This is a genomic window from Actinomycetospora chlora (assembly GCF_039542135.1).
Lineage (GTDB): Bacteria > Actinomycetota > Actinomycetes > Mycobacteriales > Pseudonocardiaceae > Actinomycetospora > Actinomycetospora chlora.
Genome location: NZ_BAABHO010000007.1, coordinates 23,730 through 40,039, shown reverse-complemented (window position 1 = coordinate 40,039; position 16,310 = coordinate 23,730). Strand labels below are relative to the sequence as shown.

Below are 16,310 nucleotides of genomic sequence, written 5' to 3'. Positions count from 1 at the left end.
AGGGTCGGTGGTGCGCACCACCGGTAACCCGCCCCGGAGTGATCACCATGACCGGTCCCCGATCCCGCGATCTCCGTCTCGTCGTCGTCGGCTGCGGGGGCCTCGGCTCCGCCGCCGCCTACTGGCTCTCCCGCGCCGCGGGCGGGCGCGTCCTCGCCCTCGAGCGCCACGCCCTCGGCCACGACCACGGCGCGAGCCAGGACCACTCGCGGATCATCCGCTACGCCCAGCACCAGGACGCCTACGCCGCCCTCGCCCCCGCCGCCTACGCCGCGTGGCGCGACGTCGAGCGCGTCTCGGGCCAGCAGCTCGTCACCGAGACCGGCGGCCTCGTCATCGAGGACGTCGAGGCCCGGCGCGGCCTCGCGACCGCGGGCCGCGACATCGGCGGGTACGCCGCCGTCGCCGACCGCCACGGCGTCGACTTCGAGCTCCTCGACGCCCGTGCCGTGCAGCGGCGCTGGCCCCAGTTCCACCTCGCCGGCACCGAGCAGGCCTTCTACCAGGCACGCACCGGCATCGTGGACGCCCGCCGCGCCAACGCCACCCACATCGCGCTGGCCCGCGGCCACGGCGCGGAGGTCCGCGAGCACAGCCCGGTCCGCGCGCTGCGCCCGTCGGGGGACCACGTCGAGGTCGTCCTCGACGACGAGGTGGTGCGGGCCGAGCACGTCGTGGTCGCCGCCGACGCCCGCACCAACGAGGTCCTCGACGGCCTGGTGCGGATCCCGCTGACGATCACGCAGGAGCAGGTCACGTACTACGCGACGCCGAACCTCCTGGACTTCTCCCCCGAGCGCTTCCCGGTGTTCATGTGGCACGGGGCCGACAACTTCTACGGCTTCCCCGTGTACGGCGAGGTCGCCACCAAGCTGGGCCAGCACATGGGCGGGCACGAGGTCACGGCCGACACGCGGACCTACGAGCCGGACCCCCTGCGGCGCAAGCGGCAGGAGGCCTTCCTCGCCGACCACGTGCCCGGCTTCCTGGGGCCCGAGCTCTACACGAAGACCTGCCTCTACACGATCCCGCCGGACCAGCACTACGTGATCGACACCGTGCCCGGCGAGCCGCGCGTGAGCGTCGCCGTCGGGGCCGGGCACGCGTACAAGTTCGCGTCGCTGATCGGGCGCGTCCTCGCCGACCTGGCGACGACGGGCACCACGCGCCACCCGATCGCCGGCTTCGGCCTCGACCGCCCCGCCCTGACCGACCCGAGCTGGGGGCGTGCCTTCCATGTCTGACCACCCACGCCCCGGGGTCGTCCGCTCCCCCGGCTGGTCGCTGCCCCAGGCGGCCTACACCGACCCGGCCGTGTTCATCGCCGACCTCGAGCGCGTCTTCGCCGCGCAGTGGCTGTTCGCGGGTCACACCGCCGAGCTCGACGCCCCCGGCCGCTACCGCACCGTCGACGTCGGGCGCGACCGCGTGATCGTCGTGCGCGGCGACGACGGCGCCCTGCACGCCCACCACGACGTGTGCGCCCACCGCGGCTCGCGCGTCGCCCCGGACGACCGCGGGCAGGTGCGGGCGTTCGTCTGCCCCTACCACCAGTGGGTCTACGCCCTCGACGGCTCGCTGCGCTCCGCGCGGCTGATGGGCGAGTGCTTCGCCACCGAGCGCTACCGCCTCGCCCCGGTCGCGGTGCGCGAGACCGCCGGCCTGGTGTTCGTCTGCCTGGCCGAGCGGCCGCCGGCCTTCGAGCCCTTCGCCGCCGCGCTCGAGCCCCGGCTCGGCCCGCACGGGCTGGCCGACGCGCGGATCGTCGTGCGCGAGCACTACACCGTGGCGGCCAACTGGAAGACGCTCGTGGAGAACAACCGCGAGTGCTACCACTGCGCGGGCAGCCACCCGGAGTTCTCGCTGTCGAACTTCGACGTCGGCGTCAACGGCGACGTGCGCACCAACCCGCGCTACGACCGCGCCCTCGCCGCGGCCCGCGCGCACTGGCGCGCGCAGGGCCTGCCCGAGCAGGACGTGAGCTTCCCGGACGGCGCCCCGTACCGGGTGGCGCGGCTGCCGCTGCGCGACGGCTTCCTCTCCGAGACCCTCGACGGCCGCCCGCTCGCCCCGCCGATGGGGACGCTGTCGGACCCCGACGTCGGCAGCCTGCGCGTGATCTCGCTGCCGAACCTGTGGGCGCACGCCAACGCCGACTACGCCGTGACCACGCGGCTCACGCCGGTCGACGCGGGCACGACGGACGTCGAGCTGTGCTTCCTCACCGCCCGCGACGCCGACGTCGACCCGGACGCGCTGGCCGCGGTGTGGCGGGCGACGTCGGAGCAGGACTGGGAGCTCTGCGAGAAGAACTACGCGGGCGTCGCGTCGCGCGGGTACCGTCCCGGCCCGCTGTCGCCCGTCGTCGAGGCGTCGGTGGAGTCGTTCCTCGACTGGTACGTCCGCGCTCTCGCGACCGGCGAGGACGGGGAACAGCGCGTCGCTTCGTGACGCGACCACCCATGTGAGTGAAAGTGTGACGCAAGTGGGTGATGCCCCTGCCTCGTGCCGATCGTGACCCCGAGACTCTCGGGGTCGGTCGGGACGAGGATCGGGGCGGGGTATGGGCTGGCGGCCGGTCGTGGCGGCGGTGCTCGTGGGCGCCGCACTGGTGGTGGGCGCGGGCAGCGCGGCGGGACTCCCCGCCGGTAGCCCGGCGAGCGGCGGCGACGGGACGCGGCGGGTCACGCTCGGCGACTCCTGGGCGGCGGGCACGGCCGCCGGCGGCGTCGAGGCGGCCTCGGGACCGTGCCGGCGCAGCACGCTCGCCTACGCCCCCCTGCTCGCCCGCGCGGCCGGCGACGCGGCCTGGACCTCCCGGGCCTGCGCCGCCGCGGCCAGCACCAGCGACAACGGCCAGTTCAGCTCGCTGGACGCCGGCACCGAGGTGATCACCTCGACCGTCGGCGGCGACGCGACCGGCCTGGGCGCCCTCGCGGCGTCGTGCTCGAGCGCGGGCACCCCGGAGCGGTGCGACGCCGCGGCCGCCCGCTTCGACCGCGCGGTCACCGTGCTCCCGCGGGCGCTCGACGCCGCGCTCGCCGACATGCGCGCCCGCGCCCCCCGCGCCGCGGTGACGTTCGTCGGCTACCCGCTGCTCACCGAGGGCCGTGCGTGCCCGCAGGGTGCGGCCGACCCGGCCCGCGCCGCACGCGTCGACGACGCCGTCACCCGCCTCGACGCCGTGCTCGCGGACCGCGTGACGGCCGCCGGGATGCGCTTCGTCGACGTCCGCCCCGCCTTCGCCGGGCACGGCGTCTGCGGCGAGGCGCCCTGGCTGACGTCGCTGACCGACGGGGAGGCCCTCCTCGCCGGGGGGCCGACCGCCGACGGGCACGCGCTCGGCGTGCTGCCCGCGCTCGCCGCCGCCGGCCCGGCGCCGGTCCCGGCGACCGCCCCGGCGACCCCGGGACCGGCCGCCACCGTGGACGGGCGGGGGTTCGCCGACCTCGAGGCCCCGCTCTTCGCCGGTTAGAACACCTCGAACGCCACCCGCGCCGGCCCCTCCCCACCGCCGGTGGTCATCAGCACGACCTCGCGGGCCTGCTCGACGACCGGCCGCGGGTCGAGCGCGGTCAGGTACGTGTGGTGCTCGGCCAGCGACGCGATCGCCGCGTCGCGGAACCCGGTGACGTCGACGGCGTGGGTCGGCTGGATCGACGCGGCGACGGCGACGTACCGGACCCCGCCCCAGGGCTCGACGCCCTCGTCGACGAGCTCGGGGAAGATCCAGCGGTTGGCGGCGTCGCCGACGGCGTCGATGGTCGCCCGCCCGACCGCCCGGTGGTCGGCGCTGTTCCACGCGCCGGGCCCGAACGTCTCGTGGTGGCTGGGCACGACCACCAGCTCCGGTCGGGCGCGCCGGATCTCGCGGGCGAGGTCGCGGCGCAGGTCGAGGCCCTCGACCACGACGCCGTCGCGGTGGCTCAGGAACCGCACGTCCGTCACACCGACGGCCGCCGCGCTGCGCCGCTCCTCGTCCTCGCGCACCGGCCCGGCCTTCTCCGGGGGCAGGTCGTGGATGCCGGCCTCGCCGCGGGTCACGAGCAGGTAGGACACCGCGCGGCCCGCCGCGGTCCACGCGGCGATCGCGGCCGCCGTGCCGTACTCGAGGTCGTCGGGGTGGGCGGCGACGGCGAGGGCGCGGGACCAGTCGTCGGGCAGGGCCGGCAGGTCGGAGCTCATGGCGACCAGCGTGGGACCTGAACGTCGGTCGAGGTCAAGGTCCGGGGGGGCGGGAGCGTGTGCCCCGGCCCCGCGCCGGGCACCTCGTGGCGACCGCACGCGGACGGGGGACGAGCCTGTGACCAGCGCGAATGCCGACGAACGCGGGAAGACCGGGACGAAGGGTGACGAAAGCGGCGCCGACGCGGGGCTGCGCAAGGACCTCGGGTTCTGGTCGCTGCTGGCCGCCGGCCTGGGCAGCGTCATCGGCTCGGGCTGGCTGTTCTCCTCGCTCTACGCCGCGCAGGACGCCGGGCCGGCGGCGATGCTCGCGTGGGTCATCGGCGGGGCGCTGATGCTCTGCGTGGCCCTGGTCTTCGCCGAGCTGGGGATGACGAAGCCCGAGTCCGGCGGGATCGTGCGCTACCCGCTGTACTCCCACGGCGGGCTCGCCGCGGGCATCGTCGGCTGGGCCAACTGGATGAGCTACGTCGGCAACCCGCCGACCGAGGCCGCGGGCGTCGTGCAGTACGCGTCGGCCTACCTGCCCGGCGTCTACGACGGCGAGCAGCTCACCGGCCTCGGCGTGCTCATCGCCGCGGTGCTCATGGCCGGGTTCGTCGCGCTGAACTGGTTCGGGGTGCGGCTGTTCGCCCGCGCCAACACCACCGCCACCGCGGTCAAGATCGTGATCCCGGTGGTGACGGTCGTCCTGCTGATCGCCAGCGGGTTCGACTCCACGAACCTCACCGACCACGGCGGGCTCGCGCCCTACGGCTGGAGCGCGGCCCTCGGCTCGATCGCGACGGCCGGGATGGTGTTCGCCTACACCGGCTTCCGCAACGTCGTCGAGCTCTCCGGCGAGGCCCGCGACCCGCGCCGCACCGTGCCGCGCGCGCTCATCGCCACCATCGTCATCACCATCGTGCTGTACCTGGGGCTGCAGCTCGCGTTCCTCGGCGCGGTGCCGGGGACCGCCCTCGCCGGCGGCTGGCACGGCGTCAACTTCGACTCCCCGTTCGCCGACCTCGCCATGGTCCTCGGGCTGACCTGGCTGTCGTGGACCCTCATCGCCGACTCGATGATCTCGCCGTCGGGCTCGGGGATCGTGTTCACCGCCGCCAACGCCCGCAACGTCTTCGGGCTCGCCAAGAACGGCTTCTTCCCGCAGTGGCTCGCCGGGCTCAACACCCGCGGCGTCCCGGCGCGCGCCCTGGTGCTGAACTTCGTCATCGGCCTCGCCTACCTGCTGCCCCTGCCGAGCTGGCACGCGATCATCAAGGTCACCGGGTCGATCGCCGCGTTCACCTTCCAGATCGGCGCGGTCTCGCTCGTCGCCTTCCGCAACTCGGGGCTGACGCGGCCCGACACGCGGATGCGGGGCATGCGCGTCATCGCGCCGATCGCGTTCGTGGTGTCGTCACTGATCATCTTCTGGGTGTCGTGGTCCGAGCTCCGGATCGCGATGGTGATCATCGCGATCGGCGTCGCGGTCTACGCGGTCAGTTGGGTGCGCGGCGGCCGCGAGGTCGGCCAGCTCGTCGGCGGCGCCTGGCTCGTCGTCTACCTCGTCGGGATCACGGCGTTCTCGGCGATCGGCAGCTTCGACGGCGCCGGGCTGCTCCCCGCGCCGTGGGACAGCGTCGCCGTGGCCGCGTTCTCCCTCGCCGTGTACGCCTGGGGCGCCGCGGCCGGCACGGCCTACATGCGGGCGCGACCGGAGATGGTCGAGCGCCTCGGCGCCCAGGCGGACGCGGACCGCGCTAGCTGACCCGCGCCGCGAGCCGCCGCGGGGCCACGTGCCGGTAGGCGTCGACGAGGACGCCGCGGACCTCGTCCCAGTCCGGCCCCTCGGGCTCGACGTCGAGGCGCAGGCCCAGCCACCCGCGGTGACCCACGTACGGCGGGACGAAGAAGCGGGCGGGCTCGGCCTCGACCATCTCCGCCTGCGCCCCCTCGGGAGCCGCCGCCCAGAGCGCGAGGTGGGTGTCGCCGTGGTGGTACCCGACGTAGCTGGCGAACTGCTTGCGCACGAACCAGCTCGGCGAGCCGTGGCTGATCTTCTCCGTCGCCTCCGGCAGCGCGAGGCAGATCGCCCGCAGGCGCTCCACCAGCTCCTCGGACTCCACGACGGCCATCGTGGCGGCGGACCGGCGCTTACACCAGCAGCGCGCTGACCAGCGTCGCCAGCACGAACACCGCCAGGACGACGACGGTGACCACCCGCACCCAGGGCCGGTGGGGCGACGGGCCGCCGGGGTCGGAGGCGCCGAGCGTGGGGTCCCGGTCGTCCCCGTGCCGGTCGGCCCTGTCCCGGTCGGCCCCGTCCCGGTCGGTGCGTCCCGCAGGCTCGGTCATCGGGCTCCTCCGGACGACGATTCGGACACCGGGGACGTTACCGCCCGTGGCGTGGGCCCCGCGTGGCGGACGCGTCGGGCTCGGCGTGCCGGCCGGGCCGCGGCGCGGGGCCACCGGCGGCGACCGGCTCGGGCGGGTCGGCGCGGTGCCGCGAGGAGCGGGGGGCGCCGGTCGGGGCGGCGTGCGCGCCGGATCGGGTGGTGCGCGCGACGGGCAGCGGCGCGGAGAGCGGCGACGCCGACGGCAGCGGAACCGGCACGGAGGGAGGGAGGTCGGGCAGGGGGTCCGAGAGCGGGTCCGGGACCGCCGCCAGCGGCGGGCGGGGCGGGACCTCGACCCGCGGCTCGCCGGAGGGCGGGGTGGGTCGCGGACGCCGGCGTGCCTCGGTCCCGCCGGTGACGGTGCCGCCGCGGGTGGGGCCGAACGACAGCGCCGACGGCAGGACGGCCTCGCCGGGCACGACCCGCAGCGCCGGGCGCCCAGGGGGCCGGGACGGCACGGGGCTCGACGGCACAGGGCTCGACGGCACGGGGCTCGACGCGGGCCGCGAGGGCGCCGGCCGCGACGCGGCGGGGCGGGACGGGGCCGGGCGGGACGGGGCCGGGCGGGACGGGGCCGGCGGGGTCGGCGAGGTCACGGCCGCAGTGCGGACGGCCAGGACGTCGGTGGTCTCCTCCGCCGCGGCGGGCGCGGGCCGGACCGCCGTCGTCGCCGGCGACGGAGCCGGAGCCGGAGCCGGAGCCGGGGTCGGAGCCTTGGTCGTCGTGGCCGGCACCGCGGGCCGAGCGGCACGTTCCGCAGCCTCCGGGGCTTCCGGGGCCTGCGCACCGTGCCCCTCGCCGGTCGGCGCCGGCCGGGGCCGCGGGCGGGCGGGCCGGACCGGCACGGGGACGATCTCCTCGAGCGGCGCGGGCGCCGGCGGGGCCGGGGCGGGGCGGCGGCGGGCGCGGACGTGCTGGGCGAGCGCCGACCCGAGGTACGCGACGCCGACGACGCTCCAGAACGCCACGACCACCAGCTGGACGACCGTGGGCGGGTCGCTGAGCATCGCGAGCTGGACACCGGCGACGGCGAGCCCTGCGAGACCGAGCACGAGGGCGAACCGCGACCGGGTGGTCATCTGCCAGCGCGGACGGGGCCGGCCGGATCGGGCACCGTTCGCCACCAACACCTCACAGCATCGGGTATACCGGACAGACCGGGCGGGCGCCCGTCCGGTACCCCCGTCCCGGCCGTGTCACCCTCCCGGGTGAGGCATCGGACGCGGAGCGCGAAACGTAACGGTCAGGTCGCGGCCTGGCAGGTCTCGCACCAGAAGAGGTTGCGGCTCGCGTGGGTCCGCCGCTGGATCTCCGTCCCGCACACCCGGCACGGCTGGCCCGTCCGGCGGTACACGTACACCTGGCGGCCGCGCCCCGTGCGGTCCTCCGGCCGCACCGTGTCGATCGCGCCACGGCGGACGCCGTCGGCGAGCAGGACGGCGAGGTCCGCCCACACCGCCTCCCAGCGTTCCCGGCCGAGCTCGCGCCCGGGCAGGAGCGGGTCGAGCCCGTGCCGGAACAGCACCTCGGCGCGGTAGACGTTGCCGACGCCGGCGATCACCGACTGGTCCATGAGCAGCGTCGCCAGCGGCGCGCGCGACCGGGAGATCCGCGCCCAGGCGGTCTCCGGGTCCGTGTCGCGGCGCAGCGGGTCGGCGCCGAGCCGCGAGCGCAGGCCCTCGACCTCGCCCTCGGTGAGCACCTCGCACGCGATCGGGCCGCGCAGGTCGGCCCAGTGCGTCGGCCCGACCATCCGCATCCGCACCTGGCCGCGCGGCGGGGTGACCTCGCCGGCGCTGAGCGAGAACTTGCCGTAGAGCCCGAGGTGCACGTGGACGACGAGGTCGTCGGCGTAGACGTGGAACAGGTGCTTGCCGTGCGCATCGGCACGCTGCAGCACCCGCCCGTCGACGAGCTCGGCGTCGCGGGCGAACCGGCCCTGCGGCGAGCTGACCGCCACCTCGTGCCCCACGAACCGCGTGGTGTGCGTGCGCGCGAGGCGGCGGATCGTGTGGCCTTCGGGCACCGGCCCTGCCTACCCTCCGCGCTCCCCGTCCAGTCCCCCGGGCCTTTCGGCTCTGGTGCCCGGGCCCCCGCCGCGGGACGGTGTCGGCCGGCGGACAGCGGGGAGGACCGGCGTGGAGCACACCTACGACGACCTGTCGGCGGTCTTCGTCAACACGACGCTCAAGCGTTCGCCGGAGCGCAGCCACACCCAGGGCCTGATCGACCGCAGTGCCGCGATCATGGAGAAGCAGGGCGTCACCGTGGACCACGTCCGCGCCGTCGACCACGACATCGCGACCGGTGTCTGGCCCGACATGACCGAGCACGGGTGGGCCACCGACGAGTGGCCCGCCCTCTACCCCCGGATCCTCGCCGCCGACGTCCTCGTCATCGCCGGACCGATCTGGCTCGGCGACAACAGCTCGGTCACCAAGCGGGTCATCGAGCGCCTCTACGCCTGCTCGCACCTGCTCAACGACGCCGGTCAGTACGCGTACTACGGACGCGTGGGCGGGTGTCTCATCACCGGGAACGAGGACGGCGTGAAGCACTGCGCGATGAACGTCCTCTACAGCCTGCAGCACCTCGGGTACACGATCCCGCCGCAGGCCGACGCGGGCTGGATCGGCGAGGCCGGCCCCGGACCGTCGTACCTCGACCCCGGCTCGGGCGGCCCGGAGAACGACTTCACCAACCGCAACACCACGTTCATGACGTGGAACCTGCTGCACCTCGCGCGGATGCTGCGCGACGCGGGTGGGATCCCGGCCCACGGCAACCAGCGCTCGGAGTGGGACGCGGGCTGCCGCTTCGACTACCCGAACCCCGACTACCGGTAGGGCGGAGGGACCGCTCTCAGCCCTGCGGCAGCGCCGGGGGCTCGCCGGTCTGCTCGTAGGCGGTGAGCATTTCGATGCGGCGCTGGTGGCGGCCGCCCTCGAACGCCGTCGCGAGGAAGGCCGAGACGATCTCCGTCGCGTCGTCCTCGGTGTGCATGCGGGCGCCGATGGCCACGACCTGCGCGTCGTTGTGCCGGCGTCCGAGCTGCGCGGTCTCGACGCTCCAGGCCAGCGCCGCGCGGCAGCCCGGCACCTTGTTGGCCGAGATCTGCTCGCCGTTGCCCGACCCGCCGATCACGACGCCCAGGGTGCCCGGCTCGGCGACGGTGCGGCGCCCGGTCTCGATGCAGTACGGCGGGTAGTCGTCGGCCTCGTCGTACTCCGCGGGGCCGACGTCGACGACGTCGTGGCCCGCCGTGGCCAGCTCGCGCAGCAGATGGGCCTTGAGCTGGAACCCTGCGTGGTCCGATCCGAGGAAGACGCGCACCCGAGCAGTCTGTCAGGTGCCCTCGCGGGTGTGACCCGCACCGCCGAGGGGCACCGGGAGGCGACCTCGGAAACATCCCCGTGACACACCGATCGTAGGTTGAGCCGTTATGGGAGCGCGACGTACGGAGCGCCGTGTGACACCTGCGGACCAGGTCGTCGTGGGTGTCGAGGAGGAGTTCCACCTCGTCGACCTCGAGACGCGAGCGGCCGTCCCGCGGGTGCCCGAGGTGCTGGGCGAGCTGCAGGGCCTCGACGGGGAGGCGTTCGCCGCGGAGCTCAAGCCCTCGATCATCGAGACGAACTCCCGGCCGACCGCCGATCTGGCCGACCTTCGCACCGACCTCGTGCGGCTGCGCGGGATGCTCGCGCAGATCGCCGAGCAGCGCGGTCTCGGGGTCGTCGGGGCGGGCAGCGTGCCGCTGATCGACGGCTCGGCCCAGGGCATCACGCCCTCGCCCCGCTACGAGCGGATGCGCGACGAGTACCAGATGCTGGCGTTCGAGCAGCAGATCTGCGGGACGCAGGTGCACGTCGACGTCCCCGACCGCGATGCCGCGATCACCGTGATGCAGCACAGCGCGGCGTGGCTGCCGGTGCTGCTCGCGCTCTCGGCCAGCTCGCCGTTCTGGCAGAGCGAGGACACCGGCTACGCGAGCTCGCGCACCCTGGCCTGGCACCGCTGGCCCACCGCCGGCCCGCCCGCACCCCTGCGCGACGCCGCGGACTACGACGCGCTCATCGGGAGCCTGCTCGCCTCCGGGACGATGTCCGACCCGGGCATGGTCTATTTCGACATGCGTCCCTCGGCGCACCAGGACACCGTCGAGGTGCGGATCTGCGACGCCAGCCCGAGCGTCGACGGTGTGGTGCTCATCGCCGGGCTCGCCCGGGCCCTGGTGCGCCACGGCGTGCGCGCCCACCTCGCGGGCCGCCCTGCGCCGCAGCACCGTCCCGAGCTGCTGCGCGCCGCGAGCTGGCGCGCCGCCCGCTCGGGGCTCGAGGGCGACCTCGTCCACGTCGACGGGCCCGAGCTCGTGCCGCCGTCGCGGGCGGTGCGCCTCATGCTCGAGCACCTCGCCGACGACCTCGACGACGCCGGCGACCGCGCCGTCGTCGAGGAGCTGGCGCTCGAGGCCCTCGCCCGCGGCAGCTCCGCGGCCCGCCAGCGCCAGCGCGCCAACCGCAACGGCAACCTCGAGGCCGTCGTCGACATGCTCGTCGCCGAGACCCGGGGCGCGCCCGACTCCCCCGTGGACGCGCCGGTCTCCGCCACCGTCGCGCCGGTGCTGCTCGCCGGCTACGCCCCGCCCGCGTACGACGAGGCGGTGTCCGAGGACCACACCGTGCGCCCGGCGTACTCCTGGCTGGTCTCGACGCTCGAGCGCATCGGCCCGTCCGGGCTGCTCGTGCACGAGAAGAGCCGCGACGCCGAGCAACGCGCCCGCGGCATGTTCTTCCCCCAGGAGGACGACGCCGAGCGGCTGTTCCCCCTCGACCTCGTGCCCCGGCTCATCACGCCCCACGAGTGGTCGACGCTGTCCGAGGGCCTCGTGCAGCGGGCCCGCACGTGCGAGGCGCTGCTGCAGGACCTGCACGGCGAGCGCGCCTGCCTGCACGACGGCGTCCTGCCCGAGGCGGCGCTGCGCTGGCTGCCGCAGCCGCACGAGGCGGCGATGAACCTGCACCCCGGGGCCGTGCGCGCCCTGGTCAGCGGCCTGGACGTCGTCTGCGACGCCGAGGGCGCGTGGAAGGTGCTCGAGGACAACCTGCGCATCCCGTCGGGCATCGGCTACGCGATGGCCGACCGTCGCGTCGTGCGCAGCGTCCTGCCCGAGCTGCAGGCCCCGGGCGGCGTGCTGGACGCCGACGAGGGCCCGGCGCTGCTGCGCGAGGCCCTGCTCGCGTGCGCGCCGCCGGCGGCCGGGAACGAGCCGGTGCTCGCCGTCGTCACCGAGGGCCCGGCCGACTCGGCGTACTACGAGCACCAGGTGCTCGCCGAGGAGATGGGCGTGCCCCTGCTCACGCCCTCCGAGCTCCGCGCGGCCGCCGGCATGATCACGATCGCGGCGACCGGCCGACCCCTCGACGTCGTCTACCGGCGCATCGACGAGGAGGTCCTCTTCACGGCGCCGGACGCCTCGGGCGTCCCGCTCGGCGACCCGATCCAGGAGGCCGTGCGGACGGGGCGTCTCACCCTCGCCAACGCGCCGGGCAACGGGCTCGTCGACGACAAGGCGGTCTACCCCTTCATCGCCGCGCTGACCGAGTACTACTTCGGCGAGAAGGCGTCGCTCGCGGCCGTCCCGACCTGGTCGTGCGCCGATCCCGACCAGTGCGCGTACGTCCTGGAGCACCTCGACGAACTGGTGCTCAAGCCCGTCGACGGCTTCGGCGGGCAGGGCATCGTCATCGGGCAGCACGCCTCCGAGCAGGACCTGGAGAAGGCGGCCGCCGAGGTGCGCGCGCACCCGGCGGGCTTCGTCGCCCAGGAGACCGTCCAGATCTCCACGCACCCGACGTTCACGGGCGCGGTGCTGGAGCCGCGGGTCGTCGACCTGCGCGCCTTCGTGGTGCTCGCGCCCACCCCGACCGTCCTGCCGACCCCCCTGACACGAGTCGCGCCCCCGGACTCGCTCGTGGTCAACTCGTCGCGCGGCGGGGGCAGCAAGGACACCTGGATCCTGCGCTGAGCAGCGCGCGTCCGGACGGACCCGAGGAGGCCACACGTGTGCGGTATCGCCGGTGAGTTCCGTTTCGACGGCCGGGCGGCCGAGGTCGCGACGGTGCTCGACATGGCCCAGGTGCTCGAGCCCCGCGGGCCCGACGGCTGGGGCGTCGTCGGCCACGGGCCGCTCGCGCTGGCCCACCAGCGCCTCAAGATCATCGACCTGTCCGAGGCCGGCGCGCAGCCGATGGTCGACTCCGACCTCGGCCTGACCGCGGTCTTCAACGGGATCATCTACAACTACCAGCAGCTCCGGGACGAGCTCCACGCCGAGGGCTACCGGTTCTTCTCGACCTCGGACACCGAGGTCCTGCTCAAGGCCTTCCACCGCTGGGGCAAGGCCTGCGTCGAGCACTTCAAGGGCATGTTCGCGTTCGCGATCGCCGACCGGCGCACCGGCGAGCTGGTGCTCGGGCGCGACCGGCTCGGCATCAAGCCGCTGTACGTCGCGCAGGTCCCGGGCGCGGTGCGCTTCGCGTCGTCGCTGCCCGCGCTGCTGGCCGGCGGCGGGCTCAACACCGACGTCGACCTCGTGGCCCTGCACCACTACATGAGCTTCCACTCCGTGGTGCCCGCGCCGCGCACGATCCTGCAGGGCGTGCGCAAGCTGCCGCCGGCGACGATCCGCACGGTCGCCCCGGACGGCGCCACCGACGACTGGACGTTCTGGGAGCCGGTGTTCGCCCGCGACGGCCAGAAGTCGGCCGAGGAGTGGGCCGAGACCGCGCTCGCGTCCCTGCGCACCGCGGTCGAGCGGCGCATGGTCGCCGACGTCCCGGTCGGCGTGCTGCTCTCCGGCGGCATCGACTCGTCGATCGTCGTGGCCCTGCTGGCCGAGATGGGCCAGAAGGACCTCAAGACCTTCTCGATCGGCTTCGAGTCCGAGGCCGGTGAGTCCGGCGACGAGTTCGACTACTCGGACCTCGTCGCGAAGACCTACGGCACCGACCACGTCCGGTTCAAGGTGCCCAAGCACGAGACCGACGACGCGCTGGAGGGCGCGGTCGCCGCGATGGCCGAGCCCATGGTCAGCCACGACGTCGTCGCCTTCTACCTGCTCTCGCGCGAGGTCTCGAAGTCCATCAAGGTCGTGCAGTCCGGCCAGGGCGCCGACGAGATCCTCGGCGGCTACGACTGGTACCCGCCGCTGGCGAACGTCGCCCGCGACGGCGCCGTCGACGCCTACCAGAAGGCGTTCTTCGACCGCCCGCACGACGGCGTCGCGCAGCTCCTCGCACCCGAGGCCCTCGTCGACTCCGACGTCAGCCGGGCGTTCGTCGCCGAGCACTTCGCGCGCCCCGGCGCCGACTCGGCCGTCGACGCGGCCCTGCGGCTGGACACCACGATCATGCTCGTCGACGACCCGGTGAAGCGCGTCGACAACATGACGATGGCGTGGGGCCTCGAGGCCCGCGTCCCGTTCCTCGACCACGACTTCGTCGAGGCCATGGGCGCCTGCCCGCCGGAGTACAAGCTCGCCGACGGCGGCAAGGGCGTGCTCAAGCAGGCCGCGCGCGGCGTGCTGCCCGACGAGATCATCGACCGGAAGAAGGGCTACTTCCCGGTCCCGGCGATCCGCCAGCTCTCCGGGCCCGTCCTCGAGCGGGTGCAGGGCGCGCTGACCGACCCGGCGGCGAAGTCGCGCGGGCTCTTCCGGCCCGACGCGGTCGCCGCGATGCTCGACGACCCCAACTCGGGGCGCACCAACCTCGGCGCCAACGCGCTGTGGCAGGTCGCGCTGCTCGAGATGTGGCTGCAGGCCCACGGCATCACGTAGGGATGACGTAGGTACCGTTCACCACGGGTCAACGGCGGTCGAGCAGAGGAGGGTCCGGGCCGGTGGACGAGTGGATCAGCGCGACTCGCTGCTGGTCGCCCAGTCCCTCGCCGGACGGGACCACGATCGCGTTCGTGTGGGACGGCGACGGCCAGCCGCAGGTCCGCCTGCACCGCCGCCGCACCGGCGAGGAGTGGTCGCTCGACACCGGGGACGACCTGGTCTCGGCGGTCCGCTGGTCCCCCGACGGCACCTGGCTCGCGATCGAGACCGCGCCCGACGGCGGCGAGCGCACCAACGTCGCGGTGGTCCGCCCCGACGGCAGTGACCTGCGCCCGATCCGCGGGGTCGGCGACGGCGACCGGGGCGCGGTCACCCTCGACCGCTTCACCCGCACCGGCTCGGTCCTCGCGATCACCGAGTCGGACCCCGAGACGACCACGGCCTGGCTGGTCGACGCCGACACCGACCAGCGCCAGCGCGTCGGCTCCGGGCACGCCCTGCAGATCCTCGACGTCAGCCGCGACCGCCGCCGCGTGCTGCTGCGGCGCGGGCGGCGCGGCTCGCGGCACGTCGGCATCGTGGACCTCGACGGCACCGAGGGCTGGCACGAGATCGACTCCGGGCGCGGGCCGGGCGGTCCCCCGGGGGCCGTGGAGCACTCGGTGGCCATCACCTGGAGCTCCAGCGTCGTCGCCGGCCGGTTCACCCCGGACGGGACGCGGATGCTGCTGCTCACCGACGGCGGCCGCGAGCGGGCGGCCCTGGTGGCGGTCGACGTCGCCACCGACGCGAGCCCGATGACCCCCGAGGTGCTCGCCGAGCGCGACGACGCCGACCTCGAGCGATTCGCGCTCACCGAGGACGCCGGGCTCGCCGCGCTGGTGTGGAACGTGGCCGGGCGCAGCGAGGTCGACCTGCTCGACATCGCCACCGGCAAGTGCTCGGCCTACGCGCCGCCCGGCGATGTCGTCACCAGCGCGGTGTTCTCGCACGACGGCGACTCGCTGGTCATGGGCATCCAGTCCCCCGAGGTCCCGGCGGCGGTCTGGTGCTTCGAGCTGTCCTCGGACACCACGGCGCTGATCTGCCCGCAGGAGGAGCCGCGCTGGTCGCCGGGCCAGCTGGTGCACCCGACGCTGGAGACGGTGACCACCCCGGACGGCCTCGCGCTGCCCGGCTGGCTCTACCGTCCGCGCGGGCAGGCCGGGCCGCTCCCGACGGTCATCTACCTGCACGGCGGGCCCGAGGCGCAGGAGCGTCCGGTGTTCACCCCGCTCTACCAGCACCTGCTCGCCCGCGGCATCGCCGTGTACGCGGCGAACGTGCGCGGCTCGTCGGGGTTCGGGCGCTCGTTCGTCAACGCCGACAACGGCGCCGGGCGCTTCGCCGCCATCCGCGACGTCGCCACCTGCGTCGAGCACCTGGTCCAGATCGGCGTCGCCGACCCCGCCCGCGTCGGCGTCATGGGCCGCTCGTACGGCGGCTACCTGACGCTCGCGGCGCTGGTGTTCCACCCCGAGCTGTTCGCCGTCGGCGTCGACGTGTGCGGGATGGCCGACTTCGAGACGTTCTTCGCGCGCACCGAGCCGTGGATCGCCGACGCCGCGGTCGGCGAGTACGGCCACCCGATCCACGACCGCAACCTGCTGCGCGAGCTGTCGCCGGTGCACCGGATGGACAACCTGCGCGCGCCGCTGCTGGTCGTGCACGGGAAGTTCGACACGAACGTCCCGGTGCACGAGGCCGAGCTGGCCGTGCACGGCGCGAAGGACGCCGGCGTGCCGTTCCGCTACCTGCTCTTCGACGACGAGGGCCACGAGATCCAGCGCACGGAGAACCGCGTGACGTTCATCCACGAGTGCGTCGGCTGGATCGCAACCCACCTCGACGCGGCGTCCTGAGGCCTC

14 protein-coding genes are annotated in these 16,310 nt (G+C 74.8%); 8 read left to right on the top strand and 6 right to left on the bottom strand.

The features are described from left to right. Positions 1-47: 47 nt before the first annotated feature. The 3 genes from solA to ABD994_RS06130 all read left to right on the top strand — a co-directional run bounded on the left by solA (position 48) and on the right by ABD994_RS06130 (position 3,475). A complete protein-coding gene (solA, locus tag ABD994_RS06140) occupies positions 48-1,244 on the top strand; it encodes an N-methyl-L-tryptophan oxidase (RefSeq protein ID WP_345411832.1) in 1,197 nt (398 codons plus the stop codon). Then, positions 1,237-2,451, top strand: coding sequence for an aromatic ring-hydroxylating oxygenase subunit alpha (locus ABD994_RS06135; protein WP_345411830.1), 1,215 nt, complete (start codon positions 1,237-1,239; stop codon positions 2,449-2,451). Before solA ends, ABD994_RS06135 begins: the two co-directional genes overlap by 8 nt. A gap of 112 nt (positions 2,452-2,563) precedes the next feature. Then, positions 2,564-3,475 (top strand): GDSL-type esterase/lipase family protein, encoded by a 912-nt coding sequence (locus tag ABD994_RS06130; RefSeq protein WP_345411827.1) that lies wholly within the window; start codon positions 2,564-2,566, stop codon positions 3,473-3,475. Here ABD994_RS06130 and ABD994_RS06125 read toward each other — a convergent pair. Then, positions 3,472-4,185, bottom strand: coding sequence for a PIG-L deacetylase family protein (locus ABD994_RS06125; RefSeq protein WP_345411825.1), 714 nt, complete (start codon positions 4,183-4,185; stop codon positions 3,472-3,474). The two genes, ABD994_RS06130 and ABD994_RS06125, sit on opposite strands and share 4 nt — an antisense overlap. 118 nt (positions 4,186-4,303) lie before the next feature. On the opposite strand from ABD994_RS06125, the gene ABD994_RS06120 reads away from it, so the two are divergent. Next, the gene (locus tag ABD994_RS06120; protein ID WP_345411822.1) at positions 4,304-5,935 is read left to right on the top strand and encodes an APC family permease; all 1,632 of its coding nucleotides are present in this window, start codon (positions 4,304-4,306) and stop codon (positions 5,933-5,935) included. Here the strand turns inward: ABD994_RS06120 and ABD994_RS06115 are convergent. The 4 genes from ABD994_RS06115 to ABD994_RS06100 form a co-directional block, all read right to left on the bottom strand. Beyond that, positions 5,928-6,293 (bottom strand): MmcQ/YjbR family DNA-binding protein, encoded by a 366-nt coding sequence (locus ABD994_RS06115; protein WP_425550029.1) that lies wholly within the window; start codon positions 6,291-6,293, stop codon positions 5,928-5,930. The two genes, ABD994_RS06120 and ABD994_RS06115, sit on opposite strands and share 8 nt — an antisense overlap. Positions 6,294-6,321: 28 nt before the next feature. Continuing rightward, on the bottom strand, positions 6,322-6,522 hold the full coding sequence (locus ABD994_RS06110) for a hypothetical protein (protein ID WP_345411818.1): 201 nt from the start codon (positions 6,520-6,522) through the stop codon (positions 6,322-6,324). 37 nt (positions 6,523-6,559) lie between these two features. Then, the gene (locus ABD994_RS06105; RefSeq protein ID WP_345411815.1) at positions 6,560-7,642 is read right to left on the bottom strand and encodes a hypothetical protein; all 1,083 of its coding nucleotides are present in this window, start codon (positions 7,640-7,642) and stop codon (positions 6,560-6,562) included. Positions 7,643-7,806: 164 nt separating this feature from the next. Then, a complete protein-coding gene (locus tag ABD994_RS06100; RefSeq protein WP_345411813.1) occupies positions 7,807-8,589 on the bottom strand; it encodes an Fpg/Nei family DNA glycosylase in 783 nt (260 codons plus the stop codon). A gap of 112 nt (positions 8,590-8,701) precedes the next feature. Here ABD994_RS06100 and ABD994_RS06095 point away from each other — a divergent pair, with 112 nt between their 5' ends. Continuing rightward, complete coding sequence (locus ABD994_RS06095; protein WP_345411810.1) at positions 8,702-9,409, top strand: flavodoxin family protein; 708 nt, start codon at positions 8,702-8,704, stop codon at positions 9,407-9,409. A gap of 16 nt (positions 9,410-9,425) precedes the next feature. On the opposite strand, the gene ABD994_RS06090 is transcribed toward ABD994_RS06095, so the two are convergent. Further along, a complete protein-coding gene (locus ABD994_RS06090) occupies positions 9,426-9,896 on the bottom strand; it encodes a ribose-5-phosphate isomerase (protein ID WP_345411804.1) in 471 nt (156 codons plus the stop codon). A 136-nt stretch (positions 9,897-10,032) separates the two neighbouring features. On the opposite strand from ABD994_RS06090, the gene ABD994_RS06085 reads away from it, so the two are divergent. The 3 genes from ABD994_RS06085 (at position 10,033) to ABD994_RS06075 (ending at position 16,304) form a co-directional block, all read left to right on the top strand. Beyond that, a complete protein-coding gene (locus tag ABD994_RS06085; RefSeq protein WP_345411799.1) occupies positions 10,033-12,588 on the top strand; it encodes a glutamate--cysteine ligase in 2,556 nt (851 codons plus the stop codon). 36 nt (positions 12,589-12,624) lie between these two features. Beyond that, the gene (locus tag ABD994_RS06080; RefSeq protein WP_345411797.1) at positions 12,625-14,400 is read left to right on the top strand and encodes an N-acetylglutaminylglutamine amidotransferase; all 1,776 of its coding nucleotides are present in this window, start codon (positions 12,625-12,627) and stop codon (positions 14,398-14,400) included. A 62-nt stretch (positions 14,401-14,462) separates the two neighbouring features. Continuing rightward, a complete protein-coding gene (locus ABD994_RS06075) occupies positions 14,463-16,304 on the top strand; it encodes a S9 family peptidase (protein ID WP_345411794.1) in 1,842 nt (613 codons plus the stop codon). Positions 16,305-16,310: the final 6 nt, after the last annotated feature.